This window comes from Acinetobacter sp. 789_lipA (genome assembly GCF_058242845.1).
Window position 1 is genome coordinate 1,147,941 of the sequence record NZ_JBZAYS010000001.1, and the last position, 26,203, is coordinate 1,174,143.

A 26,203-nucleotide genomic window follows, 5' to 3' on the forward strand; every position below is an offset into this window, starting at 1 on the left:
TGTGGTCCATCACATCAGAAATTCACCTATGACAATAAAAATGCAGCGGAACATGACTCCGCTGCATTGTGTGTATAAGTCGAAACTTATCCACAGATACGAGGTCAGAACACTACTTTATTCACAGTGCACGGGGCGATAGAGTTACTTAATCACGCCACAGGCGATACGGTCACCGCCACCGCCAAGTGGTTTAGGGGTATCTGAATAGTTATCACCACCTGCATGTACCATTACGGCTAAGCCTTCAACGTCGGCTAAACTTAAGCGAGGAGCGAGTAAATTGACTTTTGCATTACCTGCTGAGTCGACATTCAAGATTGGTAAATCACCCATATGGCCATTGAGTGGTGTGCCGTGGTTTGGCGCTTTTTCTGGGTTAAAGTGTCCCCCAGCGGCTAAAGCAGCCACAGGTTTTCCTTCTTTTTCAGCTACATCACACGAACCTTTTTCATGGATATGAAAACCGTGTGGGCCGGGTGGAAGTTGAGTCAAATTGGTTTGAATCGCCAAACCAACAGGGCTATCAATAAAACGAATGGTGCCAATTTTTTGTCCCACACCTGCAGTTGAAACGGCGTGTACATCGACATCTTTAACCATCGTATTGGTTTCAGTGGGAGTAGTGGTGCATGCCACAGTCCCTAAACCGATTAAAGTCACAAGTGCGCTTAGTTTGAAAGCAGAAGACAACATGTTGGATCCTTTTTTCCTTAAAATTCAGAACCATTCAAACAAAGGCAGGGCTTCGGTTCAATGTTGTCCGTACAGCGTTTTTGTATCTGACATAAAAAAACGCATACTTTAGAGGAAAGCATGCGCTCAAGTCATTTCACTGAACTTATTTTTTGGGCGTATCTAAAGGCTCTTCAGGTGGATCATAAGCCAATGTCGCTTTCGGCATCATTAGGGGGTCATGGACTTGTTCATGTAGCCATTCTCGCCAAATGGCTAACAGTACCGCTAGAATCACGGGGCCGACAAATAAGCCGACCATACCAAAGCTGGCTAAACCACCCAATACACCAAACATGATCAGTAAGAATGGAATTTGCGTTGCACCTGAGATCACCAATGGGCGAATCACATTGTCTGCTGTGCTGACCACACAACCCCCCCACACCATCACTCCAATCGCTTCAATAGTCTGCCCTTGAGAGAATAACCATAAAGACACGGCGCTATATGCCACAGGTGGGCCAAAAGGAATGAGTGCAAAGATAAAGGTTACAATGGTCAGTACCATTGGGTTTGGGACACCAGCAACAAAATAGCTCAGGCCTGCCAAGAGTGCTTGCGCAATTGCAGTCAGGCCAACTCCATAGACCACAGCACGCGTGGTTTCGGAAATGGTGTCTAAATAGTGGTGGATACGTGGGCCAATCACCATTTCTAGCGCTTTACTGACCTGATTTAAAATGGTTTGTCCGTCACGATAGAAGAAGAATAACGACATCACCGCAAAACAGAGTTTAAAAATATTCTTACTGATTTCACTCAGCACCAAACGACCATAATTTAAGTGGCTTTGAAACCAGCCCGAGACATTTTGTACAATACTGTTCGGATCGGTGTTGATTTCTTTTAAAGTACGGGTGACTTCTTTGCCAATAATGGGCAAGTCCCGAATAAATTGCGGAACATCTAAATGACCTGAGAACACTTGTCTTTGCAGTTCATAAAATAGATTACGACCTTCATGCTGCAGCATAAAGATGGCAAAGGTCAGCGGGATACCGACAACTAACACCACCATACTGATCATGATAGTGGCACTTAAGGTTGGACGTGGTCCACAGAGTTTCTGCACTGAGTGATATAAAGGCCATGTGATGTAGGCAATAATCGCAGCCCAAAGCACAGGTACAATAAAGTATTTCAGGACTTGAAAGCTCAAATAGAACAGAATAAAAATCAGTCCAAATAACAATACTTTTTGTAAGGCTGGTGCGTATCGTTGCACGGTATTCACTGCTATATCTCTAAGGTCAAAGTCATATTAACTGAAAAAAATGCGCACGAGAACGTACCCTTGGTAAGTTCTCGTGAATAACCGACTATAAATAGGGAATAGCCCCGTTTTATCTATAGCAAAATATTTTAGAACCAAGCACTTGGATCATCGACAATGGCGTTGAGTAGCGGTTGCCATTGGCTTTGAATGGAGAGGTAATTCTTTTGTGTTTTATCAAATACGCTTAAACCTTGCATTGCCAACTGACCATATGCAGTACGTTCTGAAATCCACGCTACAGGTTGCTGTTCAATTTTCGCAAAAAAATCTTGGATGTCTTTGGCACTGGCGCTGTTGGCTTTGACACGATTGGCCAAAAGCAAAATTTGCACTTTGCCTTTACGAATGCGTTTAATGTCTTGTAAATGCTTTAAAAAACGACGGGTACTGTCAATATCAAAAAACGAGGGTTGCAGTGGGGTCACAATCGCGTGCGCCTCACTGACCAGTTGTTCGGCATGCTCACCAGACAGTGCACCTGGTGCATCGATAATTAAATATTCAATATTTTTAGGCACTTCACCAATCGATTTCTCATGGCGCCAATCTAAACTTTGAATATGCGCCACTTGCTCTGGACGCTGTTTTAACCACTGACGAGCAGATTTTTGATTATCGGCATCGGCCAAAGCCACTTTATAACCTTTTTGTGCGAGTGCCGAAGCTAAATTGATTGCGGTTATCGTTTTGCCACAGCCACCTTTTTGGTTGGCGATTAATATCGTTTTCATGACCTTAAATGATTTTATTCTGCTCACCCCTAGCATATCATTCTTTTGTGTGTCGCATATGACACCAAACCAAAGTTGTAAGTTTAAATCTTGCTACCTGTAGCACAAAATTAGGAAAGAACCATGTCCATATGGATGGCAATGTTGATCGGTGCAGCAATTGGTGTGGTATTGAACACCCTTATTTTAAGTCACAGCCGAAATGGACGCATCAAAGCAGAATATGAGCGCTACATTGCCGAATTAGAACTAGAGCATCAGCAGGCTTTGGCTCAAGCACAAAAGCGCAGTGTCAATACCAGTCGTGCAGTGCTCAAAGGTAAAATGGCGGAGCAACTGGCACCGATTATGCCGCAGTTTGAATACTTACCCAGTGATGCCAAGTTTTTGGGTGATCCTGTCGACTATGTGGTCTTTGATGGTTATACCGACCTACGAGATGGTGAAGGGCGACCAGAGGATATTGAAATTGTTCTCATTGATATTAAAAGCGGTGGGGCGAGGTTAACCAAAGGACAAGTTGCCATTGCGCAAGCGATTCAAGCAGGGCGGGTTCGTTTTGAAACGGTCCGCATCGACTTCGATACGATCGAATAAGCTTGATAATGTCTACCCATGAAAGTATCTTGCTTGATATAGAACAGATACCTTCTACATGACTATCATGACCCATCGCTTGAGTGTGGCTTTTGAGCACGTGCAAAAAACATCAATTGTCCGAGTTTAGGAATACCTTCGGCATAAAAGTAGTGTTGTTCTATCAAATTAAAACCTGCTGCTTTTAAGGCCTGTTCAATGTTTCGATTGAGATGGCAACCATCGGCTAAACGCTTTTGCACAGGTGTGAGTAAGTGTTGTAGACGTTGAATATAAAGGTTATTTGTATTTAATACATGTTCGACTACATGTAAGGTGCCACCCGGTTTGAGCACGCGTAATATTTCCGCCAAAGCCAGTTCTAGCTCAGCAATACTACACAGAGTCCATGTACTGACCACATGCTCAAGGGTCTGGTCAGCAAAAGGCAGCTTTTCCGCACGGGCTTGTACATGATGCACTTCAAATGCTGCTGTTTGTACCCGCTCTAAAGCCAAATGATAAATTTCAGGACTGGGTTCAAGGGCAAAGACAGTATCGACATTTTGATAAAAGGGTAGATTCAGTCCTGTACCAAAACCAATTTCCAATACCCCTCCCTGAATTGGCAAAAGCAGTTCGCGGCGCTTGTCCATTAAGCTTGGTACTTGCATGACCTGATTCAGGACATGCGGAAAGATGTGCTGTTGATAGTATTTATAAAGCATGATTGTTTTTTGGGGCTCTGTTCTTCAGCTCTAGCCTAACTGAAAAGTGCTGTGGCTAAAAGTAGACTGCATAATTCGTTCACAATGTTACTAAGTTCATAAGCTTCTTTTCAGGAAACTGGACTAAGATGAAATTGGTTCGAATTTTCCTAGGTCGATGGGAATGAGGTTTGCAATGAAATCTAAATTTATCCTGCTCGGTTTACTCAGCAGTTTGCTGTTGCCCATCAGTGCAAGTGCCACTGTGGATTACAACATTGCCAAAGGTTTAGCGCCGACCTCTAAAGATCAATCGATTTCGGTATTGAAACCGTTTAAAGGTGATTTTCGAATTTTAGGTTCTAAAATGTATTCGGATGATGCACAAGCCAAATTCTCTCCGATTGACTACGCCGTGAGTTGGGGCTTATTTGCTGAACCTGAAATTGCACGCCATATTACGGTGAATCAATACGACCGTTATCTCAACTGGAAAATCGATCGTTTGCCTGTGCCTGCCGAGCAAGCTATGCAAATGGTGTCGAATATGCACATTATTCCAGCCAACCCAGAAATTGCTAAACAAATTAAACACGTGAAACGTGGTGATTTGGTTCGTTTAAAAGGTGAGTTGGTTGAAATTAAAGACAAAGATATGGTCTGGACCTCATCCTTAACCCCGACTGATACGGGCGATGGTGCGTGTGAAGTATTTCGGGTCAACTCAATCCAATGGATTGAACGGGTAAAGGGGTAATGTGAAAGTAGCGCTGGGTTACTTCATCGTGCTGTTTTAATGTTTTATAGTTGATTAACACCCATATGACGTCTTGCTCCACGTGAAACCTATTGGTCAAATCTGTGGATGCTTATAGGTGTATCAATGTTAATAGTGTTTATAAATATCTGATAATAAAATTAATCTTGTATTTGTTTAAAACCACGCTCAAGTAACTTGAACGTGGTTTTTTATCTTTATTTTGCAGTTAATGCCGTACCGTCAAATTCAATACCGTCCCATCCATTCAACATGAACTGACGAATATTTTGATGATCTGTTGCATCAGGTGTGGCTAAAACAGAAGCATAGTGTTCTGCAAATAGGCTTAAAGTTTGCGTTTGATCGAGACCTTGAAGTTGTGCAAACGAAAACACTTTTGCGCTGCCTTGGTTTTCAGTTGCCGCATTGTGCTGCAAACCATTTTTAAATGCAGTTGGTGTATGTGTATAGGCTGCTTCAATAAAAGCCAATACATCTGAAAATTTTGCTTCGCCCGCTGCAAGCTGAGCCAATAATACCTGTGCCATGCGTCTATTTCCGACTAAATTTATGTCCACATCATACCCAAAAACTGCACGATTGGGAGTTTTTACCTGAGATAAAACCGTCTGTTTTGCATGAAGAACGGATGCTAGTGATTTTGGGAATCTATGTTGTCTTGGTCATAGAGCACACTAGGGTGAAGTAAAGATATTCGGCGATGGTGGGTTTTCAATATCCCATGTAAAGCATGTGTGAGTTTGAATGCTGATGCTCACTATGAGAGTGAGACAAGAAGATATGTAAGGATCAACAACCGATGTTAAAAAACCTTGAAGTGCGAGGATTGATTCAGGTTTAATAGCATTATAGTTGATGAACTGTGGATAACTTCGGACTTATCCATACCGCATTTTGTAAAGAATAGGATAGGTCAATGAATTGGATCTTGGTGGCAATGGGGGGGGGAATAGGAGCCTGTTTACGCTACGGTGCCGGATTATGGTTGTTTAAACCCAGTATGAGTTTTCCATGGCCGACATGGTGGATCAACATCGTCGGTTGTTTTGCTGCGGGTATTTTCTTTGCTTTTAGCCAGAAGTTTCCAGTACTACAACAAGAAGCGCGTTTATTTTTGATGGTGGGCATATTGGGCGGTTTTACGACATTTTCGAGTTTTGGCCTCGAAACTTTTCAGTTATTTAGACAGGGACAAACAGTGCTGGCTTTGAGTTATGCACTGTCGAGTTTAGTGGTGGGTGTCATTGTGCTTGGGATCGGATTTTATCTGTTGGATAGTGTGCTTAAACATTAAGAAAAAAGCTGGTCAAAATCAGAACCAGAAAAGAACGCATAAAAAAGAAGCCTAAGCTGGAGGAGGTCTTAGGCTTCTTGATATCTTTACTATAACGCGTATAGCTTAAAGAAAAATGAAATTATTGTGAGCGTTTGAAACGCGCGAAACGTTTATTGAAGCTTGCAACACGACCTTCATTACTGGTTTGACGTTGCTCACCGGTATAAAACGGATGTGACGCACTTGAAATATCCAAACTGACGTAAGGATAAGCCTTGCCTTCATACTCACGAGTTTGATGACTTTGTAAGGTACTGCCGATCACGAAAAACGCGTCGGCATTGGTGTCGTGGAACAGAACTTCACGATACTCTGGATGAATATTGGCACGCATAGACTTCTCCTTAAATGTGTTATTTTGAAATGTTATAATATAACAATAAATAAGTCAAAACAAACCCAGTGACTTTATGTAACTGGGTTTATTGAGTTGTAGTGATTTTATCGTGCCTGCAGTTCTTATTTAGGCAGGAGGTGGCACCAACTCTTCAAATAGATCATTGAGATTGTCGTGCACTTTGAGATGAATCAGGTTCCAATAATGTCCTGAGACTGTGCGATTGACCATTAGTGTATCGGGTGAGGGTTTAAACACATCCCAGTATTTTAGCGATGGTTTGACCAGTTCAATACCATCATGATGCGCTGAGTTTTCGGCAAAGTCATACAAAGTGGTCAGTGGACGCATGAGCACTTCTAACCATGCTTCATACAGTTCGGCAGGGAACTTGCCTTGCTCAGACATAGAGTGCAAAGCAGTCAGTTGCTGTTCCATGGCCAAGATATCACTGTCGCGCGCTGCTTGAATCAGCTGCTTAAAATGCATCACGATTTCAGTCGATAGGGTTTTTACACCGCCATAGTCATATACGATCACGCTACCATCTTCTCGGAAAGCAAAGTTGCCCGGATGTGGGTCGCAGTGGAAGCGCTTTAAGAAGAAAATCTCACGGCCAATGGCACGAAATAAACGACGCCCCAGTTCATTGCGTGTGTCTTGTGACCATGTACTGGCAGTTTCAATGCTTTCGCCGTGCTCTAAGCTTAAGGTTAAAATATGGCGGCTTGAATAGTCTTTATAGACTTGAGGAATAATAATTTTAGGGTCTAAAGCTTGATGAAAGGTACGTGCGACCTCTAAGTTTTGCGCTTCTATTTGATAGTTTAGTTCGTTGTCTAAACTGTCCTGAATTTCTATAAAGAGTTGATCTTGCAGCTTACGGTCAATTTTGAGCACACCCATCAAGCGAAGCGCTAAACGTACTTGTTTTAAGTCACTTTCACAGGCTTCTTCTACACCCGGATATTGAACTTTAACCACAACTTGCTCACCACTCGGTAAAGTGGCTTTATGCACTTGGCCAATGGAGGCCGCGGCAAAGGGTTGTTCTTCAAAGGCTGTAAAAATTTGATTGAGCGGCTTGCCGAGTTCTTTTTCAACTTGAGCTTTGATCTCTTGAAAAGGCATCGCAGGCGCTTGACGTTGTAATTTACTAATCGCACGTGCCACTTCAGGCGGGAAAATATCTTTGTATTGAGATGCAATTTGCCCGACTTTCATCACGGCACCTTTCATTTCACCTAAGGTGTCTGCAATTTGAAGTCCAATGTCCTGAAAAAGCTGACTGCGCGCCGCATTTTTTTTATCTTCATCGGCATTGAAGTTTTTAATTGAATTGGTCACAGTCTTGGTTGCGATACTTGCCGTCATGCTGGCAAGTTTCATAAAGCGACGACCGGGCGTACGAGTCGTATTTGCCATGCGATATTCCTCGGGGCATCTTCATTACATCTCAGATTTGATCATAGGCGACAAATGCAAAACTGCCTACTTTAAATTGTTAAGCTGATGTTTCTATTTAAATAATAGTGGTCAGTTGAGTGAATTGCACACAGGATGCTTTTGTATTTAAAAATCGCGTTACACTGTGCAAAAAATTTTGAGTATGAAATAAATGAAAGTTTATCGTTATTTTACAGGCAAGGATGATGTGCATTTTTGTGCGCGCGTCACCCAAGCACTCAATGAAGGCTATAGTCTGTATGGTTCACCTACCATGACCTTTAATGGTAGTGAGGTGATCGTTGGGCAAGTGGTGGTTAAAGACGTTGAGGATGAAAGTGAAGTGCCACAAGGTCTGAAAGACGCTTTGGCACAGCAGTAAAATAGCTGGAATAGGAGAAGAAACGGCCTCCTTCCTATTCAGTGCCATGCATGACTTATGGATAGTCCTGACTGAGGCGTTTATTGTTGTTATAAAGTCTGAGCAAGAGCAGGGCACACGCCACGCTTAAACCGACAATCAGTCCAATCCAAACACCTGCTGCACCTATGTTGGTGTAGCGTGCCAAATAGATACTGACTGGGAAAGCCACGATCCAATAGGCGACCATTGTGATCCACATTGGGCCTTTGGTATCTTGCATGCCGCGTAAACAGCCTGCGGCACTAATTTGCCAAGCATCCATCAGCTGGTAGGCGAGTGCGAACAGCAGTAAATACATCGCAACTTCTGATACTTCATGATCCGAGGTATAAATCGCCACAATTTCAGGACGAAACAGTGCAATCAGCAGCATGGTCATCAGTGCCAAAACTGTACCTGTCGCCAGTCCGAGTTTTTGAACCTTTCGCATAGCCTCCCAGTTTTTTTCGCCATAGTAGGTCCCAACACGAATGGTTAAGGCGATGGCAAGGGACATCGGAATCATAAACAACTGAGAGGTGACCGACATCGCAATTTGATGCGCCGCCACAATGGTTTCACCCAATGGACTGAGAATAATTGCAGCGGTACTAAAAATACTGACTTCGAAGAAAATAGCTAAGCCAATGGGTAGACCAAGTTTTAAAATACGCTCGATCCAGTAGCGATCCATCTTCTCCCAAGTGCTAAACACTTGAGTTTTTTGATATGCCGAGGCTTTAAAAATATAAGCGGCTAAGGTGAAAAACATGATCCACTGTAAAATTGCAGTGGCAAATCCACAGCCTGCTGAACCGAGTGCTGGAATCGGGCCGAAACCATACATAAAGACAAAGTTCAGTGGAACCAAAAGAACCAAGGCCGCTAAGCTAATGACGGTCACAGGACGTGGATGGCCGAGTGCCTCAGAGTATCCACGCAGTGCTGCATACATAGTCACCGCAGGCATGCCAAAGCCAATGGCATGTAAAAATAGGCTGGCTTTCGGCAGTAAGTTTGCAGGTACACCCATGAGTGGCAGTAAGAGCGGCATGCTTTGTAAAATTAAACCCGCAATGCTCCCCAAAATAAAGGCCACCCAAAGGGATTGGCGGGCAATGGTGGCGATTTTTTCAGGGGTACGTGCACCATTGGCTTCAGCCACCAATGGTGTTGTCGCAATCATGATGCCACTGAACAGCAACATCACTGGTATCCATAAACCGACACCGACGGCAATCGAGGCTAAATCAGTAGGAGATAAATGTCCCGCCATGATGGTATCAATCAACCCGAGACCCGCTTGAGAAAACTGCGTGATCAGGATGGGCAGCATTAACACCAATAACTTTTTTAATTCGAAACGATGGGACGTGATTTTACTTGTAGTCGACACAAAAATTACTCATATTCATCATGTGCTTGGTCTAAATAAATTCAGCGTTGTAAAGTGAGAAGCACACCAATAAAAATTACGACGCCACCAAGTAAACGCTGCCAATTGACAGGGGTTTTTTCGGTACCAAGTAGACCATAGTGGTCAAAAATCATCGAGGTCAGGATTTGTCCAAAAATAACCAAACCTGAAAACGTGAGAAAGCCTAATTTAGGCGCAGTATAGATGCTTATACTGATGGCATAAACCCCTAAGCAACCACCGAGCCATAAGTACCATGGAATATTGGAAAAATCATGTAACTGCGGTTTGTCCACAGGTTGGAGTACAACCAAAAGTGCTAAAACGCAGGTTCCAATGAAGAAGGATAACAATGCGGCTTGTAGTGGAGAGTAAAAATATTCTCTGAGCTGTGTATTCAGCGCCGTTTGAAAAGTCATAGCAATGCCAATACCAAAGGCCAGTGGTAGCATAAACAGCAAGTGGCTCGATATTTTCATCATTTTAAACCATTCATTCTTCTTGTCTTTTTATCAGTCTAATCCAAATAGACACAGATTTCATAAGTGTCTTGATGCAGTCATGTTAAAATATGCAAGATTACCGCTGTGCTTTAGAGTCTCTTCCTTGACTGATTTACATCCTGCAAATATTCCGTTGTCTTTATATATTCACATGCCGTGGTGTGTGCGTAAGTGTCCCTATTGCGACTTTAACTCGCATGCGGTGCCAGATGGCAAACTGTCTTTAGATCTAGAGCAAGAATATTTACATGCTTTGGTGGAAGACTTTAAAACTCAACTCGAGTTTGCTCAAGGGCGTCATATTCATAGTGTGTTTATTGGCGGCGGAACGCCGTCTTTGATTTCAGCGCAAGGGTATCAATGGTTATTTGCCCAGTTAAAAGCACTACTGCCTTTTGAGGTGGATTGTGAAATTACCTTAGAAGCCAATCCAGGTACAGTCGAACATGATCCTTTTGCCGATTATTTGGCGGTTGGTATCAATCGGTTATCGATAGGGGTTCAAAGTTTTAATACTGAACATTTAACCAAATTGGGACGAATTCACAGCAATACCGATGCGATTTCTGCGATTGACCTTGCGCGTGATGCAGGCTTTAAACGCATTAATGTCGACCTGATGCATGGTTTACCTGAGCAAACTTTAGAACAAGCTTTACTGGATTTAAAGCTGGCCGTGGACAATGGTGCAACCCATATTTCATGGTATCAACTCACGATTGAACCGAATACCGTGTTCTTTAGAACCAAGCCTGTCTTACCTGTGGACGATGTGCTTGAAGAGATTCAAGCCCAAGGTGAAGCTTATTTAAAAGCGCAGGGTTTTATCAATTATGAAGTTTCGGCATGGCGTAAAGAGCAGCCTTCCGCGCATAATTTGAATTATTGGCAGTTTGGCGACTATTTAGCAATTGGGGCTGGTGCACATGCCAAAGTGACCCAGCCAGATGGGGTTTATCGGTTCCAAAAAACTCGTTTACCCAAAGACTATTTGGCGAAAGTCCCTGCGGAGCATGTACAGTTTAAGCGAATTGAAGCCGACGAACTTCCATTTGAATTTATGATGAATGCTTTGCGTTTAAATGATGGGGTTGCAGCTGAATATTATGCGCAGCGTACAGGTTTGAATCTGGATAGTTTGGCTGAAACGTTAGACTCACTACGCAGTCGAAAATTAATGGTGGATGATGCCATGCGCTTAGCATGTACCGAGCAAGGGCATGTATTTTTAAACTCAGTGTTGGAAGAATTTATCTAAGTTTTATAAAGCCATGCTTGTGTGAGTTGCCATCATGGCTTGAGTGAAGATCTCAAGCCAATTTTTTAACTTGGATGATTACTTAAATGGCATTCGATCAAGCCAAGAATTCCAATTAGTATAACCATCATCAAAGCCGATATATTTCAACATCACCAGTGGGACTAGCATACTGAAATTAGCATAATATTCTGACATTTCGAGTTTTATATATGTTCCATTTATATTTGGCTCACATTCCAATTTTCCATTATGAAATAAAGCATTGCGTAAATGGGTATATGTGGAAACGGATTGTGTTAAATTTTTGACATTGTCTTGAGATATATCAAAGTTATATGGCTTAAGAAATTTTGCAATAGGAGTGGAGACATTCTTTGAATCATAATCATCAAGATGATATCGACTTAATGATTCTAATGCAGAAAAAAGCAGATAATAATTTACATCAATGAAGCTCTCACTGCCTCTAAACGGCTCTATAGATTTAAAAAAAGCACTACGAAAAACTCCTTGGTTTTGGTCAGACTCTTTCAAATTATTGAGAGCTTTTTGTATACAATCTTTTCTAGATTCAGGGCTAACTGTATCTCTTAAAATCAAAGACCCAATACCATTTAATCGTCCAATAAAAGTAATTTTTAAGGGATAGTCTTGATCTAATGTTTGATCGGTTTCATGCGGGCGTAAGGGATGGGTAATAATCACATTCTTTTGATCAATAAAAGATAAGATACCCTGTAAATCAAAAATTAAAGTGTGTTGATTTAAAATTTGATTTTCATCTATTTCAAGAAATCCCGTTAAATGATAATGATCTCGATCTGCGGCTAATTTTTTAACTTCTCTATGGTTTTGAGAGCGTGGGATCAGTTTGAAACCCTTTAATTCAGCAGTTTTTGTAATTTCATATCCGTAGATACCATAAGTGATCATTGATTAATCCTGAGTATTTTTAGATTTTTATGGAAGTCTTAAAATTTATAATAAGATGAATTCTATTTAATTTGTACGAATTAGCTTACATCAATTCCCGCTTTTTGCGCCTATACGCCTGCATGTAAGTTTTTTAATATAGAACCATAGAGAGCAGGATGCTCCAATAGAATAACAATAAAGATTAGCTCAAGGACGAAGGTATGACTCCTGTCGTACCTCAGCACTTAATACGAAAAACCCCGACAGGATGTCGGGGTTTTTTATTGTCCAAATGTTTATCTTGTCATATAGGCAAGCTTATATTTACATCTTAAAACAGAGCCACGTTGAAACTTTGTTATGCTGAATAAATGAGCTGTGGTACAGAACTCTAGGTTTCGTAAAACTGAAAATAACCAAGCAATAATAAAGGAGAATCAGCATGGCACAGACCAGCCAAGACCGTAATCCAAGCCCTGATTTAGCTGAAGATAATGCGTTTTTTCCATCACCTTATTCACTTTCCCAATATACCGCCAGTAAAACCGACTTCGATGGAACTGACTATCCAACACCCTATATTGGGCATAAAAAAGTTTTGATGGTCGCAAGCGATGAGCGTTATCTACTGATGAAAAATGGCAAGTTCTTCTCCACAGGCAACCACCCAGTAGAAACTTTACTGCCTATGTATCATTTAGACCGCGCGGGCTTTGACATTGATATTGCGACGTTATCCGGCAATCCAGTTAAACTTGAAATGTGGGCGATGCCCCATGAAGATGCTGTTGTGCCTGCAACATTCCAAAAATACTTAGCCCAATTTAAGAAACCTTTAAAACTGGCAGATGTACTGAAAAATAGTTTAGGTGATGACTCTCCCTATTTGGCTGTCCTTATTCCCGGTGGGCATGGTGCTTTAATTGGTCTACCTGACAGTGAAGACTTAAAAACCTTACTGAAGTGGGCGGTGGCAAAAGATAAATTTGTCATTTCGCTGTGTCATGGGCCAGCAGGCTTATTGGCTGCCGCGGTTAATGAAACCCCTGAAAACTATATTTTTAAAGGCTATAAAATGTGTGTGTTCCCCGACGCACTCGACCAAGGGGCAAACTTAGACATTGGTTATATGCCGGGGGAATTACCATGGTTGCTGGCAGATCGCTTAGAAAAGTTGAGTGTCGAAGTGGTCAATAAAGAGATGTCGGGACAGTGTATTCAAGACCGTAAGTTAATTACAGGAGATAGTCCTTTGGCCTCAAACACTTTGGGTAAAATGGCAGCACAGGCGCTTTTGGCCGAGGTTCAGTAGTTATATTTTTTCAATCAAGAGCGCCGTGGCGCTCTTTTTTATGTCCAATTTACTTGTTAAAAGTTCTAGTATTTAAGATTGGAAACTGATCTTTTATGTGGAAAAAAGATTAAAATTAAGCACTCATTTGTTCCAACCAAACTGTTTAAAAATCGCACTGCCTTGAGCAGAACTTAAAAACGTAATAAAACTTTTCGCTTCAGGATTTTTTAGACTGTGTTGTGTCAGGGCGATACCTGCATCACGGTAAATCACCAGTTCAGGTTCGATCGGAATAATTTGCCCAATGTCTGGATTACTGACCCCCCAAATATTAAACACTAACCATGCATCATAGCTGCTGTCCGCTTCCCATGCTTTTTTCGCTGCGCCTGTATTGGGTGCATACATGGCGATATTTTTACGGAATGATTTTGTGAGCTGAATATTACCGGTTCTACCCGCAATATCTTCCCACATGCCCACTTGGCCTGCGCCATGTGTGACCAAAACTTTAGTGTTTGGTTTGCTTAGGTCTTTAAACCCTTGAATATGTTTGGGATTACCTTTTCTGACTAAAATGGCGGCAGGGCGTAAGTAGAGTGGCTCAATTGAGTCCTTTACGATTTTGTTGGCAAATACGCTTTCGAAATCTGACATCATGGCTTCCGAACCGCTATAGATGACGTCGGCATCGAATTTGGCTTTGTCGGCCCATTGTGAAGTAGGACCAGCGGTTACATGGACATCTATCCCTGTCTTATTTTTAAATTGTTTCGCTGCTTCATGCATCGCTGGTGCTGGCCCACCTGGACCATAAACATTGATTGCCGCAATAGTGTCCATTGATAAAAAGCCCAGCATGAGCGGAAAGATATAGTAGCTCAGCTTATACATTTTTAACATTGTTATTTCCTTTATTGATATTTGAACGCTGATCATATTTTTTTTCTGATGTATTTGAATCTTTATATTATTTTTTTTGTTAAATGATTTTTTAAACATGTGGACAGAAAACAATAGCAACTGCGAAGTTGCAGGACAGTTGAATTGTAAGGTCGACCAAGAAATAAAAAGAGCGCCTAGGCGCTCTTTTTATCATTTTGACACTATTAATTAGTAGTCAAAGCTAAAGTGTTCAGGTGCTAAAGAAGTCATGGTTTTTGAAGGATTGACCATTGCTTCGGCATGACCTTGGGTCCGTGGCAATAAACGGTCGAAGTAGAAGTCAGCGACTTTAATTTTCGCTTTATAGAATTCAGCAGATTCTTTGCCATCACCAGAAGCCAGTTTTTCTGAAGCCACAGCCGCTTGTTGTGCCCAGAAATACGCCATCATCACATAGCCAGAGAACATCAAGAAATCGACAGAAGCTGAAGATACCACGTCACGGTCTTTACGAGCTGCAAGCATAATGCGAACAGTTAAGGCATTCCACTGTGCACATACTTTGGTTAAGTCCCATGCAAAACGACGCATGTATTTGTTACGTGCCTGTTGGCCACAGAATTTTAAAATTTCAGTGGTGTAGTCGCGAATCACTTTACCTTTAGAGGTCAGAAGTACTTTACGACCAATTAAGTCCAGTGCTTGAACACCTGTTGTGCCTTCATATAATGTCGCAATACGTGCATCACGTGCAATTTGCTCCATGCCCCATTCTTTAATGTAGCCATGACCGCCATAGACTTGCATACCATGGTTTGCAGCTTCCAAGCCTAATTCAGTTAAGAAGCCTTTTAAAATTGGGGTATAGAATCCTAAGTGATCATCATGTGCTTCAAATGCAGCAGTATCGCCACGTTCAAGCGCATCTGCCATTTTGTCGGCAATTTGCGCTGCGTAATAAATCATTGAGCGACCGCCTTCAGCAATCGCTTTTTGTGTCAGCAACATACGGCGAACGTCAGCGTGATGAATAATGGCATCAGCGACTTTTTCAGGGTCTTTCTTGCCAGAAAGTGCACGCATCGACATACGTTCTTTGGCATATGGAAGTGCACCTTGGAAAGAAAGCTCAGCATGTGCAATACCTTGAATTGCTGTACCGATACGTGCGGTGTTCATAAAGGTAAACATGGCATGTAAGCCTTTGTTTGGCTCACCAATCAAGTAACCGACAGCATTGTCAAAGTTCAGCACTGCGGTTGCAGAAGCGCGAATCCCCATCTTATGTTCAATTGAACCACAAGTCACAGGGTTACGTTCACCAAGGCTACTGTCTGCATTGACCAAGAATTTAGGCACAATGAACAGTGAAATGCCTTTGGTGCCTGTAGGTGCATCTGGAAGACGAGCAAGTACGATGTGAATGATGTTTTCAGTTAAATCTTGCTCACCTGCAGAGATGAAGATTTTGGTGCCTGAGATGTTATAAGTGCCATCGGCATTTAATTCTGCTTTGGTCTTTACTTGGCCTAAGTCGGTGCCACACTGAGGTTCAGTTAAACACATGGTACCTGACCATGTACCTGCCACTAAGTTCGGCATATACAGATTTTTTTGTTCGTCTGTACCAAACTGTAAAATGGTGTTCATACAGCCGATGCTTAAACCTGGGTACATTTGGAAAGACCAGTTTGCGGTGCCCATCATTTCCGATTTAATCAGATTTAAAGATTGAGGCAGGTTCTGACCGCCAAATTCTTCAGGGAAAGACAAACCTTGCCAGCCACCTTGGACAAACTGGTCGTAAGCGTCTTTGAAGCCTTTTGGTGTTTTCACTTCACCATTGTCGAAGGTACAACCTTCTTCATCGCCCGATTGGTTTAAGGGAGATAAAATATTTTCACAAAAATCTGCTGCGCCTTCTAAGATCATATCTACCGTATCAGCGTCGGCAGCTTCACCATTCGATAGGGTTTGATAATGTGCAGGATAGTCCAGCACTTCATTCATTAAGAAGCGAATATCATGTAAGGGAGCTTTATATGCAGGCATGTGTGTAATCCTAATTTAGAAATAGTATTGGATTATTTAAATCGATCATTTCATTATTCATACATCGTATCAAAATACATTGATAGATCCGACTTGAGAAAATGTCAGAAAGGCGAATTTGTAGATAAAATCATCAATCTAAAAAGACAGTTCTGTTACACTGACTCGATGGTCTTTTGATCATGTACTTTTTTAATAAACTATAATTAACTCAGGTTTTCAGCAAGTATTATGCGCTTAAAATATATAACACTTTGTTTATTGGGTTTGAGTATCAGTGGGTGTACTCAGCATGTCATTAAATCCAATGCCTCTTCAGATCAGCAGCTCGGGCAACAAGCCACGCAAGGCCTTAATGCCATGTTTGAAAATGCCAGCTATGATTTTAAAGGTCAGTTCTCTATTCAATCTGACTTTAATTTTAATGAGTCCAAGCTAAATTCTAAGTCGAATACTCAGTCAAATGGGACGAACTTAGATCCAGAGTTGAAAAAACAATTAGATCAACTATTAAAAAATCAAAAAATTTCTTTTACGGCCAAAGAAAAACAAGCCTTATATGATGCACTTGCACGTGAACAAAATCCGTATGCATCGCTGTATGGCAGTGGTGAATCACGTTCTGCTAAGGTTCAAATCGCAGAATCTTTGGTAAATTTACTCAATGACTTACAGTTTAGTTATCAGGGCTCTGTGCATTTCCGTCAAAAATTGGCAGCATTGACTTTGCAGTTAAGTTATCAAAAACCAACCTTACAAGTGCAAGCACAGTTGCCGATGGTGGTTGATTTTAATGACTATAAATTTTACACCAACTACTTTGCCTTTATGCCGTTTATGGTAAACCGTGAAAGTCAGGATCGCTTTGCCTATATTGACTTTTCTAAGCATAAAGACGCATTCGGTCATATTGATTTTAAAAAGTTTGCAGAATATTTAAAGCAAATGAATGCACTGCCATATGCTTTGGCAGAGCCAAATCAAGTGCATAGTGTTGATTTAAGCAAGTCAGAAAAAGAAGCAGGCCTAAGCAAAAAAATTCGCTATATGGGTGACTTAGAAACAGCACAAGTACAATTGGGCTTGTTTGAATACGTCAATAAACTGCACTATACCCAGCAGATACAAGCTTTTGATGCTGAGCGTCTGATTGAGGATGCTGCAAAAACACCAAGCGCAGCGGAAGATGCAATGCAGGCGGCGAAAGAAGCAGAGATTGCTGCAAGTAGCGCAAGTGAAGACCCAGCCTATGATTCACTCGAACGTGTCAGTCATTTGGTGAACCAAAAAATGCAGAACTTGAGTGGTTATGGGCAGAGCGATGAACAAGACATTGTTGTAGATGCCGCTGCCGATGCTACGGTTGATGCAGCAGCAGATGTGGCTTATGCGCAGGCCGCGACAGAAGATGCTGATGAGACAGCAACTGAAGTGACTGCTTCTGCAGCACCAAATACGCTATCTGAAGAAGCTTGCGATGCGCTCATCAACAGCAAGAACATTCCTATTGGTAAAGTGACCGCATGCCGTGATTATCAAGATATTGATGTACTTGCACCTAAAGTAACCAATGAATCTATAGATGAAGAGACTTTTGGACAAGCAGCGACCAATGTTTTGGAAGAGTTGAAACCACTCTTTAGCGCGTATCAAACAGAGCAACTGGTAGACGCACAAAGCTTTAAACAACTTTGGCAAAAACATCAGGCTGAAATTACACCGATCATGGCACAGCTGGGTAGCGAGCGTTCACCGTTTGTGATGGATGTTGGACTCGACCAAAAAGGTCGTGCGCAAAACATGGATTACAACATTGTGATTAGCGATGAGCAAATTGGTAAGCTACAAATTAAGAGCACCAATCAGGTGTTTAATTATGGCAGTGCGACCGCCATTGACCGTCAAGCTTTAAGAAATGCCAAATCGATTGAGGAAGTATCTAAAGGTTCACTGCTGGAAAATGTAGTGAAAGGCATGCTGGGCCCGTTAGGTGCAGATTCATCAAGTGTAGAGAGCGCATCATCAAGTACAACAGAATTACCTAAGGCTATTTCAGATTATTACCAGCAGGCAGCGCAGCAAAGCTATGCACGTCATCATTCTGAAGTTAAAGCGTATCAAGCGGTATTTGCTTTGATGTTTGCCGCACAACGTCCAGAGTATATTCGTTACTATAGCTCAGCGACCATCAATGAAATTTCAGAAGTGTATGCCTATGAGTTCATGGATGTTGCAGAGCCGAAGGGTGCAGCACTTAAGCGTCTGACTCAGCTACGTCAAAAACATGCTTTACAGCACGAACAAGACTTTGATGAGCTGGGAGAAAGTATCGCCAATATCGTTAATGATGCACTGGAAGATGTACAAGAAAATCAGCAATGGAAGGATTTGGCGAAGAAATACAAAACCAAGCAAGCGGTTTTTGCTCAGGTCTATCAAGACAAATTCACCGATACCTATGAGATTGACCAAGAGCAAACTGCATATTTGACTCAGTCTGCACACGTCTTTGCTAAAGCATTTGCAGATGACTTAAAAGGTCAATTGACAGAAAAATCGTTGCAAGGTTTGAAGCTTGAACATGACGACTTCTTTAGCGACTCGACCTATTACGAGACCTATAAAGCCGTACAAAAACACATGAACTAATCTGAAAAAAAGAACCTCTGCGGAGGTTCTTTTTTATTTGTGCTTATAAAAAATCTTTCAGGTTCGGTTTTACACCATTCCAAATGGAAAAAGATTCAATCGCCTGACCCACGAGCATACCATAGCCTTCCGAGGTGGGTACGCCGCGAGCCTTGGCTTGATCTAAAAAGGTAGAGGGTTTGCCATAGGCCATTTCATAGGCATATTGAAATTGCAAAGCTTCAGGCAGAATTAAAGCATCGCCACTTAGGCTGGCAGAAGTTGCGTTAATTACCAGATCAAACTGACCTTCGAGCGCATCTAAGCCGATGGCTTGCAATTCGGCTTGCGGTACAGCTGTTTTTAAGTCACTCACCAGTTGCTCTGCACGGGCAAGGGTACGATTGGCAATCACAATTTTTTTTACCCCTGCTTGTACTAGTGGATAAATAACGCCGCGAGTTGCACCACCTGCACCGATGATTAGCACATCAGTCTGGTCTAAGTTCCAGTCCAAAGCATGAATGGCATCAACTAGCCCTTGTCCATCGGTGTTGTCACCATGTAATTGACCATCGACCATCCACAGCGTATTCACAGCTTTTGCGATTTTAGCGCGTTCAGTGAGGACTGTGCAGGCGGCAAAGGCTTGTTCTTTAAACGGGACAGTGACATTAAGACCAATGCCACCCTGTGAGAAGAATTCTTGGATGTTGGCGAGGAAGCCATCGAGTGGCGCAAGACGTTTACTATAGTTGAGGTCGAGCCCCATTTTTTGTGCAAACGCATGGTGAAGTTCAGGTGAGCGAGACTGCTCAATCGGGTTGCCAATGACAGCGAATTGTTTGTTCATCGCACCAAATCCATGTGGAAAATGCTGTTCAATATACGGTAAATTACACGCAGGCTAAAGCGTTCAGTGGTTTTTTATCAACAGAGAAAAGAAAGGCGGCTTATGGATTACAGATGCTGTGAATCGCATCAAACAATAATTTTGCTGCGGTCAGGGTTAAGCCAATACCTGCAAATACGGTGATGCTGATGGATGCATTGTCATTAAACGCACTTTCAGAAAAAATAGTGGTACTGATCGAGCTTAGCAACACAATAGCAAAGCAGAAAAGAACCATGGTAGTTGAGCTAACTCTTTTTGCGAACATGTTTGGGACCTCAGAAAACAGCAAAGGAGGATACTAAATATTGATGTCATTAAAATGAATACATTGAAAATGACTTAATTTAGCTTACGGTTTTTGCGAACTTAAAAGAACCCAATTGCTGTTTTAAACCTGTGACAATGCTTTAATAAATGCAAAGAAATGACGCTTTGTGTAGTGGTCATTCTACGGGGAATTGATCGGGAAATATATAAAATTTAATGTATAAGCTGCCCTAATCTAGTGAAAAGGGCATGCGTGGAGACATAGAATTGTAAGACTGTGTGTCTATTTGAGTAGCTTGAGCCAATCTTGGGGTTTCAGGTAAAAGTCGGTCAGTTTTTTCTCAGCGGAATCGGCCTCCCATACAGGTCGATATGACCAACCGGCCAAATTTGGCAAGCTCACTAAAATCGATTCAATCCGCCCCCCTGTTTGTAAACCAAAAAGTGTGCCGCGGTCATAGACCAAGTTATATTCGACATAACGACCACGACGATAGATTTGAAAGTCGCGCTGTGCTTCGCTATATGGCTTGTCTTGGTTACGTTGGAAGATCGGAAGAATAGCTTCTAGGTAGCCATTGCCGACAGCTTGAATATATTGAAAACAGGTTTCAAAGTCCCATTGATTGAGATCATCAAAGAACAATCCACCGACACCACGTTGTTCGTCACGGTGTTTTAAATAGAAATAGTCATCACACCATTGTTTATGTTCGGCATAGACTTCAGCGCCAAAGGGCGCACATAAGTCATGCGCTGTCTGATGCCATGACAGCACATCTTCATCATTTGGGTAAAATGGAGTGAGATCGAAGCCCCCTCCAAACCACCAAATTGGATCTTGACCTTCTTTTTCAGCCACGAATAAGCGCACATTGGCATGTGAAGTCGGGACATTTGGATTTTTTGGATGAATCACCAAAGAAACACCCATGGCCTGTGCTTTGGCGCCTGCAATTTGCGGATGGCGTTCAGTCGCTGAAGCAGGGAGTTTAGAAATGTTGATGTGTGAGAACATCACTCCACCTTTTTCGATCACCGTGCCATTTTGCAGTACGCGTGAACGCCCCCCACCGCCTTCAGGACGCTCCCAATCATCTATTTCAAACTGCGCAGTCCCGCCACCAGCACGTTCTTGTTGTTCAAGTGCGGCACAAATACGAGTCTGTAAGTCGAGGAGAAATTCGCGAACGCGTTGGATATCCGCAGACGTTGGGTGCTGCATGAAAAGCCTCATGGGAAAAGATGAAAACTGCCTACATCAAAACATAAAACAGCAAAAAGATTAAGAATATTTTCCGAAGAGTCCTACCGCAGCATTCGACGTCGTGAAGCAATTTAAAAATGAAATGCTGCCATGTGAAAAATAACCTGACCAATTTGCTAGGTTGAATTCTGATTCTAAGCTCAGCAGAATAACCACAGTACAGACCCGAGTTTGGCGATGCAGAATAGGCTGCATCTTCTGAATGCGGAAAAGCTGATGGTAAATATGCGCGATTCATTGATTCAAAAATACAATGTTCCTGGTCCACGTTATACCAGTTATCCAACGGTGCCGTATTGGGAAGAGGCGCAGTTTGCCTTAGAGCAATGGAAACAGACGCTAAAAACATCGTTTGCTGAATCGAATTCGACTGAAGGCATAAGTCTGTATATTCATCTGCCTTTTTGCGAAAGTCTCTGTACTTTTTGTGGTTGCCACAAACGCGTGACCAAAAAGCATGAGATGGAGCAGCCCTATATTCAGGCCGTTTTAAAGGAATGGTCTCTTTATTGTGAATGGCTTGAAGAAAAGCCGCGCATTAAAGAAATTCATTTGGGTGGAGGAACGCCCACTTTCTTTTCTCCAGCACATTTAACTCAACTGATTGAAGGCATTCTCGCACAGGCAGAGATTGCCGAGCAGTATGAGTTTAGCTTTGAAGGGCATCCCAATAATACTACACGGGAGCATTTGCAAGCCTTGTATGACTTGGGCTTTCGCCGTGTTAGTTATGGAGTGCAGGATTATAATGAAACCGTACAAAAAGCCATTCATCGGATACAGCCTTTTGAACATGTCGAGCAAGTGACGCAGTGGGCACGTGAAATAGGCTATAGCTCAATTTCACATGATTTGGTCTTTGGTCTGCCTTTTCAAAACCTTGATGATGTGCTCAACACCATTGATCAAACCAATCGTTTACGCCCAGATCGTCTGGCTTTTTATAGTTATGCGCATGTGCCTTGGATCAAAGGCAATGGGCAACGTGGTTTTAAAGATCATGATGTGCCGAAAGATGAAATAAAACGGCAGTGCTATGAGGAAGGAAAAAATAAGTTACTTGCACAAGGTTATCATGAAATTGGTATGGATCATTTTGCTTTAGAAAGTGATGCCATGTATCAATCATTTCAGGCAGGCATTCTGCATCGCAATTTTATGGGTTACACCGCATCGAAAACTCAAGTGATGATTGGTTTAGGGATTTCATCGATCAGCGACAGCTGGTATAGCTTTGCGCAAAATGAAAAAAAACTCGAAGATTATTATGCGCGACTGGAAAACAATGAACTTCCGGTCTATCGCGGGCATATTTTAAGTGCCGAAGATCTGATGATTCGTCGTCACATTTTAAATTTGATGTGTAGCTTTCAGACGTCGTGGGCGGATCCAAGTATGCAGTTTCCTGAATTGGCTGAGGTCTTGGGACAACTGGAAGAAATGCGGGACGATGGTTTATTAGAGATTAGACCACACAGTATACGGGTGACTGAGCAGGGCAAAGCCTTTTTACGCAACATTTGTATGGCGTTCGATTTGCATTTAAAACGCCGTCGACCTGAGAGTCGTATTTTCTCCATGACCATCTAATCTGATTGAAGCGCTCTAAACCGGCTTTTTCAAGTAGGCTTAGAGCAAATGATTAAATTTTAAAAATCATCTTTCTTGTACAAGTGTGCCATGCGTTCATGTTTGGTTTTTAAATATTCTTCATTGAAAGGATTTAAACCGACCGTCAATGGTACACGATCCACCACATTGATCCCTTGCTCTTGCAGTGCTGCAATCTTCAATGGATTGTTGGTAATCAAACGGACTTGTTGAATATTTAAATGATCCAACATAATGCTGACCATGTCATAACGACGTGCATCGGCAGGTAGGTTGAGCATTAGGTTGGCATCGACCGTGTCATGCCCTTGATCTTGTAGCGCATAAGCACGAATTTTATTGGTAAGCCCAATGCCACGACCTTCTTGGCGCAAATACAGAATCACGCCTTGCCCAGCTTCATTAATCAGTTTTTGCGTGGCTTGCAATTGTGGGCCACAGTCACATTTCAAGGAAGCAAAGGCATCGCCCGTGAGACATTCGGAATGAACACGGACTAAAACGGGTTCAATGATCGGCTGATCCAAACCTTTTGAGAGTGCAACATGTTCTTCACCGGTCTTAGGATCTTGAAATACGGTGATGTTAAACTCACCAAAAGCAGTCGGTAAACGGGATGTGGCAACAAATTCAATAGGCACAGCTAAACCTGTAAATAGTTCAGAAATTGGCTAAAGTATAGCGTAATGCATCGACATTGGTAGAATTGCATCCACGAATTTATGCAGAAGATTTTCTTTTTTGTATAAAGCGAACGATAATAGTTGATAAATAGTAAGATTATTCAGGATAATCACCTGCACTAAACGAACACCCAGTGAGAGCACTGCTCAAAACTGCATCGCTAGAAATATGGCTGATTGAAGGTGATAGCATTCGACGATATGATCGAATTACCCATTTGACCTAGCTAGATTTGCCAGGCTTTAGAAGGCTTTGCCATATTATGTTGTATACAGAAATACCAGCTCATCGCCCTGTAACACCGTTGTTGGATACGATTGATCATCCTCAACAACTTCGCTCGCTTGAGCAAAGTCAATTAGCACAAGTGGCAGACGAGCTACGTCAATTTATTCTGTATGCCGCAGGACAAAGTGGGGGACACTTTGGTGCAAACCTCGGTGTAGTCGAGCTCACCGTGGCATTACATTATTGCTTTAACACACCGAATGACCGCTTAATTTGGGATGTCGGTCATCAAGCTTATCCGCATAAAGCCTTGACGGGCCGCCGTGAACAGCTCACGACTATTCGTGCTAAAGATGGTTTGGCTGCCTTTCCTGCGCGTGATGAATCGGTGTTTGATACCTTTGGAGTCGGACATTCTTCGACTGCGATTTCAGCAGGGCTAGGTATGGCGCTGGCACGTCGTTATCAAAACAATCCATGTGAAGTGGTCGCGATCATTGGTGATGGGGCGATGACAGCGGGTATGGCCTTTGAAGCTATGAACGATGCAGTCGCGCATGATGCGGACCTGATGGTGGTGTTGAATGACAATGATATGTCGATTTCATGCAGCACAGGTGGTTTTGCTAAACATTTGGCTTCGATTTGGGAAAGTGGTCAGTCCATTAATATTTCAGCAGATGGCGAAGCCTATGTACAGCCACACCCTGAATGGACCTATAACTCACGTTTACACAGTGCAGCGACAGATGCGGCCGACAACGTATTCAAAGCGATTGGTTTTGATTACTTTGGGCCTTTTGATGGGCACGATGTCGAGCAGTTGACACAAGTCTTTACCGCGTTGAAAAAACGTAAAGGGCCACGTTTAATTCATATCTATACCAAAAAAGGGAAAGGCTTCGCCCCTGCTGAAGCTGACCAAATCAAATATCACGCGATAACAAAAATAAATGCCAAGTCTACTCCACAAACAGCGCCCAAATATTCAGATGTCTTTGGTCAATGGTTATGTGATGAAGCCGCACAAGATGAGCGTTTACTGGCGATTACCCCAGCCATGTGCGAAGGCTCAGGTATGGTGGGTTTTGCTAAACAGTATCCACAGCGCTTTTTTGATGTCGCGATTGCAGAACAGCATGCCGTGACTTTGGCGGCGGGCATGGCGTGTGAAGGCTTAAAACCTGTGGTGGCCATTTACTCGACTTTCTTGCAGCGCGGCTATGATCAATTGATTCATGATGTGGCTTTGCAAAATCTAGATGTTACCTTTGGTATCGATCGTGCAGGTTTAGTAGGTGAAGATGGCCCGACTCATGCTGGGGCCTATGACTATGCCTTTATGCGCACCGTACCGAACCTGGTGATTATGGCGCCTAAAGACGAAAATGAATGTCGTCAAATGTTGCATACTGCTTATTTATACAATGGTCCTGCCGCAGTGCGTTACCCGCGTGGCAATGGTTTGGGTGTTGAGATTCAACAACAGATGACCCCGATGGAAATTGGTCAGGCTGAAATTGTAGCGAGCTTTAATGATGCCCAAGACGACGTTATTAGCATTCTTGCCTTTGGTAGTCGTGTTCAGGCCGCAGTAGAGGCAGCACATAAATTGGCTGAACAAGATTTAGCGGTTCGTGTGGTGAATATGCGCTTTGTTAAACCGCTTGATGAAAAGATGATAGCGACTTTAGCACCATCAACGGCTTTATTTGTTACGGTTGAAGAACATGCGGTAATGGCGGGTGCGGGCAGTGCAGTCAATGAATATTTGGCACAGGCTCAAATCGTGAAACCGATGTTAAATCTTGGTTTAGCGGATACATTTATGCATCAAGCGACTCATGCGCAAATGTTGCATCAGGCAGGATTAGATGCAGAAGGCATTGAAAGCTCGGTGCGCCAAGCATGGTCAAAACTTGTACATATGGTTTAAGCACCGTTTTTAAATTTTAGAAACATTTT

At 42.5% G+C, this 26,203-nt stretch carries 25 protein-coding genes; 9 read left to right on the forward strand and 16 right to left on the reverse strand.

The annotated features are described in order from the left end of the window. Nucleotides 1–144 precede the first annotated feature (144 nt). The 3 genes from sodC to AC4CUZ_RS05400 all read right to left on the reverse strand — a co-directional run bounded on the left by sodC (nt 145) and on the right by AC4CUZ_RS05400 (nt 2,745). Nucleotides 145–696, reverse strand: coding sequence for a superoxide dismutase family protein (sodC, locus tag AC4CUZ_RS05390; RefSeq protein ID WP_005401320.1), 552 nt, complete (start codon nt 694–696; stop codon nt 145–147). Between the two features lie 145 nt (nt 697–841). Continuing rightward, nucleotides 842–1,963: an AI-2E family transporter gene (locus AC4CUZ_RS05395; protein WP_490748049.1), complete on the reverse strand. Its 1,122-nt coding sequence runs from the start codon at nt 1,961–1,963 to the stop codon at nt 842–844. A 137-nt stretch (nt 1,964–2,100) separates the two neighbouring features. Continuing rightward, nucleotides 2,101–2,745, reverse strand: a complete 645-nt coding sequence (locus tag AC4CUZ_RS05400; RefSeq protein WP_004977991.1) for a ParA family protein — start codon at nt 2,743–2,745, stop codon at nt 2,101–2,103. A gap of 123 nt (nt 2,746–2,868) precedes the next feature. On the opposite strand from AC4CUZ_RS05400, the gene AC4CUZ_RS05405 reads away from it, so the two are divergent. Next, entirely contained in the window at nt 2,869–3,342 is a 474-nt protein-coding gene (locus AC4CUZ_RS05405; RefSeq protein WP_490747353.1) for a Holliday junction resolvase-like protein, read from the forward strand. 65 nt (nt 3,343–3,407) lie between these two features. On the opposite strand, the gene AC4CUZ_RS05410 is transcribed toward AC4CUZ_RS05405, so the two are convergent. After that, a complete protein-coding gene (locus AC4CUZ_RS05410; protein WP_005401317.1) occupies nt 3,408–4,049 on the reverse strand; it encodes a class I SAM-dependent methyltransferase in 642 nt (213 codons plus the stop codon). Nucleotides 4,050–4,224: 175 nt separating this feature from the next. On the opposite strand from AC4CUZ_RS05410, the gene AC4CUZ_RS05415 reads away from it, so the two are divergent. Then, nucleotides 4,225–4,785 (forward strand): hypothetical protein, encoded by a 561-nt coding sequence (locus AC4CUZ_RS05415; RefSeq protein WP_005401316.1) that lies wholly within the window; start codon nt 4,225–4,227, stop codon nt 4,783–4,785. A 218-nt stretch (nt 4,786–5,003) separates the two neighbouring features. On the opposite strand, the gene AC4CUZ_RS05420 is transcribed toward AC4CUZ_RS05415, so the two are convergent. Beyond that, complete coding sequence (locus tag AC4CUZ_RS05420) at nt 5,004–5,336, reverse strand: HopJ type III effector protein (protein ID WP_004691410.1); 333 nt, start codon at nt 5,334–5,336, stop codon at nt 5,004–5,006. Nucleotides 5,337–5,725: 389 nt separating this feature from the next. Here AC4CUZ_RS05420 and crcB point away from each other — a divergent pair, with 389 nt between their 5' ends. Continuing rightward, nucleotides 5,726–6,103, forward strand: coding sequence for a fluoride efflux transporter CrcB (crcB, locus tag AC4CUZ_RS05425; protein ID WP_005401315.1), 378 nt, complete (start codon nt 5,726–5,728; stop codon nt 6,101–6,103). Between the two features lie 121 nt (nt 6,104–6,224). On the opposite strand, the gene AC4CUZ_RS05430 is transcribed toward crcB, so the two are convergent. Together AC4CUZ_RS05430 and AC4CUZ_RS05435 are read right to left on the reverse strand one after the other, a co-directional pair. Next, nucleotides 6,225–6,479 carry a type B 50S ribosomal protein L31 gene (locus tag AC4CUZ_RS05430; RefSeq protein WP_005401314.1) on the reverse strand — a complete coding sequence of 85 codons (255 nt, stop codon included), beginning with the start codon at nt 6,477–6,479 and terminating at the stop codon, nt 6,225–6,227. Between the two features lie 129 nt (nt 6,480–6,608). Beyond that, on the reverse strand, nt 6,609–7,907 hold the full coding sequence (locus AC4CUZ_RS05435; protein WP_005401313.1) for an ABC1 kinase family protein: 1,299 nt from the start codon (nt 7,905–7,907) through the stop codon (nt 6,609–6,611). 193 nt (nt 7,908–8,100) lie between these two features. Here AC4CUZ_RS05435 and AC4CUZ_RS05440 point away from each other — a divergent pair, with 193 nt between their 5' ends. Beyond that, nucleotides 8,101–8,310, forward strand: a complete 210-nt coding sequence (locus AC4CUZ_RS05440; protein ID WP_005401312.1) for a DUF1737 domain-containing protein — start codon at nt 8,101–8,103, stop codon at nt 8,308–8,310. Between the two features lie 55 nt (nt 8,311–8,365). Here AC4CUZ_RS05440 and AC4CUZ_RS05445 read toward each other — a convergent pair whose 3' ends face one another. Both AC4CUZ_RS05445 and AC4CUZ_RS05450 read right to left on the reverse strand, forming a co-directional pair. Further along, a complete protein-coding gene (locus AC4CUZ_RS05445; RefSeq protein ID WP_155115835.1) occupies nt 8,366–9,667 on the reverse strand; it encodes an MATE family efflux transporter in 1,302 nt (433 codons plus the stop codon). A 101-nt stretch (nt 9,668–9,768) separates the two neighbouring features. Continuing rightward, nucleotides 9,769–10,230 (reverse strand): DMT family transporter, encoded by a 462-nt coding sequence (locus AC4CUZ_RS05450; RefSeq protein ID WP_005401310.1) that lies wholly within the window; start codon nt 10,228–10,230, stop codon nt 9,769–9,771. 124 nt (nt 10,231–10,354) lie between these two features. Here AC4CUZ_RS05450 and hemW point away from each other — a divergent pair, with 124 nt between their 5' ends. Beyond that, nucleotides 10,355–11,509, forward strand: a complete 1,155-nt coding sequence (gene hemW / locus AC4CUZ_RS05455) for a radical SAM family heme chaperone HemW (RefSeq protein WP_005401309.1) — start codon at nt 10,355–10,357, stop codon at nt 11,507–11,509. A 78-nt stretch (nt 11,510–11,587) separates the two neighbouring features. Here the strand turns inward: hemW and AC4CUZ_RS05460 are convergent, their stop codons facing one another. Continuing rightward, on the reverse strand, nt 11,588–12,445 hold the full coding sequence (locus AC4CUZ_RS05460) for a hypothetical protein (RefSeq protein ID WP_490747354.1): 858 nt from the start codon (nt 12,443–12,445) through the stop codon (nt 11,588–11,590). Nucleotides 12,446–12,869: 424 nt separating this feature from the next. Between AC4CUZ_RS05460 and hchA the strand changes: the two genes are divergently transcribed. Beyond that, nucleotides 12,870–13,739 carry a glyoxalase III HchA gene (gene hchA, locus AC4CUZ_RS05465; RefSeq protein ID WP_005401307.1) on the forward strand — a complete coding sequence of 290 codons (870 nt, stop codon included), beginning with the start codon at nt 12,870–12,872 and terminating at the stop codon, nt 13,737–13,739. A gap of 123 nt (nt 13,740–13,862) precedes the next feature. On the opposite strand, the gene AC4CUZ_RS05470 is transcribed toward hchA, so the two are convergent. Both AC4CUZ_RS05470 and AC4CUZ_RS05475 read right to left on the reverse strand, forming a co-directional pair. Next, on the reverse strand, nt 13,863–14,624 hold the full coding sequence (locus AC4CUZ_RS05470; protein ID WP_005401306.1) for a substrate-binding domain-containing protein: 762 nt from the start codon (nt 14,622–14,624) through the stop codon (nt 13,863–13,865). A 210-nt stretch (nt 14,625–14,834) separates the two neighbouring features. Continuing rightward, a complete protein-coding gene (locus tag AC4CUZ_RS05475; RefSeq protein ID WP_005401305.1) occupies nt 14,835–16,658 on the reverse strand; it encodes an acyl-CoA dehydrogenase C-terminal domain-containing protein in 1,824 nt (607 codons plus the stop codon). Between the two features lie 231 nt (nt 16,659–16,889). Between AC4CUZ_RS05475 and AC4CUZ_RS05480 the strand changes: the two genes are divergently transcribed. Next, nucleotides 16,890–19,307, forward strand: coding sequence for a hypothetical protein (locus AC4CUZ_RS05480; RefSeq protein WP_078389969.1), 2,418 nt, complete (start codon nt 16,890–16,892; stop codon nt 19,305–19,307). 43 nt (nt 19,308–19,350) lie between these two features. Here AC4CUZ_RS05480 and aroE read toward each other — a convergent pair whose 3' ends face one another. The 3 genes from aroE to hemF all read right to left on the reverse strand — a co-directional run bounded on the left by aroE (nt 19,351) and on the right by hemF (nt 21,673). Beyond that, on the reverse strand, nt 19,351–20,139 hold the full coding sequence (gene aroE / locus AC4CUZ_RS05485) for a shikimate dehydrogenase (protein ID WP_005401303.1): 789 nt from the start codon (nt 20,137–20,139) through the stop codon (nt 19,351–19,353). A gap of 100 nt (nt 20,140–20,239) precedes the next feature. Beyond that, nucleotides 20,240–20,446, reverse strand: coding sequence for a hypothetical protein (locus AC4CUZ_RS05490; protein ID WP_010327619.1), 207 nt, complete (start codon nt 20,444–20,446; stop codon nt 20,240–20,242). A gap of 285 nt (nt 20,447–20,731) precedes the next feature. Beyond that, nucleotides 20,732–21,673, reverse strand: a complete 942-nt coding sequence (hemF, locus tag AC4CUZ_RS05495) for an oxygen-dependent coproporphyrinogen oxidase (protein WP_039890544.1) — start codon at nt 21,671–21,673, stop codon at nt 20,732–20,734. Nucleotides 21,674–21,940: 267 nt separating this feature from the next. On the opposite strand from hemF, the gene hemN reads away from it, so the two are divergent. Further along, nucleotides 21,941–23,305, forward strand: coding sequence for an oxygen-independent coproporphyrinogen III oxidase (gene hemN / locus AC4CUZ_RS05500; RefSeq protein WP_005401301.1), 1,365 nt, complete (start codon nt 21,941–21,943; stop codon nt 23,303–23,305). A 59-nt stretch (nt 23,306–23,364) separates the two neighbouring features. Here hemN and ribA read toward each other — a convergent pair whose 3' ends face one another. Beyond that, nucleotides 23,365–23,967, reverse strand: coding sequence for a GTP cyclohydrolase II (gene ribA / locus AC4CUZ_RS05505; protein ID WP_004691377.1), 603 nt, complete (start codon nt 23,965–23,967; stop codon nt 23,365–23,367). Nucleotides 23,968–24,272: 305 nt separating this feature from the next. On the opposite strand from ribA, the gene dxs reads away from it, so the two are divergent. After that, entirely contained in the window at nt 24,273–26,174 is a 1,902-nt protein-coding gene (gene dxs / locus AC4CUZ_RS05510; protein ID WP_005401300.1) for a 1-deoxy-D-xylulose-5-phosphate synthase, read from the forward strand. The last annotated feature ends 29 nt before the right edge of the window (nt 26,175–26,203 follow it).

Bases quoted from the DNA above. Each gene is read 5' to 3' on its own strand.
- AC4CUZ_RS05400 (WP_004977991.1), bottom strand. From the start codon at position 2,745: ATGAAAACGATATTAATCGCCAACCAAAAAGGTGGCTGTGGCAAAACG.
- AC4CUZ_RS05450 (WP_005401310.1), bottom strand. From the start codon at position 10,230: ATGATGAAAATATCGAGCCACTTGCTGTTTATGCTACCACTGGCCTTT.
- AC4CUZ_RS05415 (WP_005401316.1), top strand. From the start codon at position 4,225: ATGAAATCTAAATTTATCCTGCTCGGTTTACTCAGCAGTTTGCTGTTG.
- AC4CUZ_RS05480 (WP_078389969.1), top strand. From the start codon at position 16,890: ATGCGCTTAAAATATATAACACTTTGTTTATTGGGTTTGAGTATCAGT.
- aroE (WP_005401303.1), bottom strand. From the start codon at position 20,139: ATGAACAAACAATTCGCTGTCATTGGCAACCCGATTGAGCAGTCTCGC.
- dxs (WP_005401300.1), top strand. From the start codon at position 24,273: ATGTTGTATACAGAAATACCAGCTCATCGCCCTGTAACACCGTTGTTG.
- hemN (WP_005401301.1), top strand. From the start codon at position 21,941: ATGCGCGATTCATTGATTCAAAAATACAATGTTCCTGGTCCACGTTAT.
- sodC (WP_005401320.1), bottom strand. From the start codon at position 696: ATGTTGTCTTCTGCTTTCAAACTAAGCGCACTTGTGACTTTAATCGGT.
- AC4CUZ_RS05445 (WP_155115835.1), bottom strand. From the start codon at position 9,667: ATGCTGCCCATCCTGATCACGCAGTTTTCTCAAGCGGGTCTCGGGTTG.
- AC4CUZ_RS05410 (WP_005401317.1), bottom strand. From the start codon at position 4,049: ATGCTTTATAAATACTATCAACAGCACATCTTTCCGCATGTCCTGAAT.
- AC4CUZ_RS05490 (WP_010327619.1), bottom strand. From the start codon at position 20,446: ATGTTCGCAAAAAGAGTTAGCTCAACTACCATGGTTCTTTTCTGCTTT.
- AC4CUZ_RS05460 (WP_490747354.1), bottom strand. From the start codon at position 12,445: ATGATCACTTATGGTATCTACGGATATGAAATTACAAAAACTGCTGAA.
- hchA (WP_005401307.1), top strand. From the start codon at position 12,870: ATGGCACAGACCAGCCAAGACCGTAATCCAAGCCCTGATTTAGCTGAA.
- AC4CUZ_RS05440 (WP_005401312.1), top strand. From the start codon at position 8,101: ATGAAAGTTTATCGTTATTTTACAGGCAAGGATGATGTGCATTTTTGT.
- hemF (WP_039890544.1), bottom strand. From the start codon at position 21,673: ATGCAGCACCCAACGTCTGCGGATATCCAACGCGTTCGCGAATTTCTC.
- AC4CUZ_RS05470 (WP_005401306.1), bottom strand. From the start codon at position 14,624: ATGTTAAAAATGTATAAGCTGAGCTACTATATCTTTCCGCTCATGCTG.
- AC4CUZ_RS05475 (WP_005401305.1), bottom strand. From the start codon at position 16,658: ATGCCTGCATATAAAGCTCCCTTACATGATATTCGCTTCTTAATGAAT.
- AC4CUZ_RS05435 (WP_005401313.1), bottom strand. From the start codon at position 7,907: ATGGCAAATACGACTCGTACGCCCGGTCGTCGCTTTATGAAACTTGCC.
- AC4CUZ_RS05405 (WP_490747353.1), top strand. From the start codon at position 2,869: ATGTCCATATGGATGGCAATGTTGATCGGTGCAGCAATTGGTGTGGTA.
- AC4CUZ_RS05420 (WP_004691410.1), bottom strand. From the start codon at position 5,336: ATGGCACAGGTATTATTGGCTCAGCTTGCAGCGGGCGAAGCAAAATTT.
- AC4CUZ_RS05430 (WP_005401314.1), bottom strand. From the start codon at position 6,479: ATGCGTGCCAATATTCATCCAGAGTATCGTGAAGTTCTGTTCCACGAC.
- crcB (WP_005401315.1), top strand. From the start codon at position 5,726: ATGAATTGGATCTTGGTGGCAATGGGGGGGGGAATAGGAGCCTGTTTA.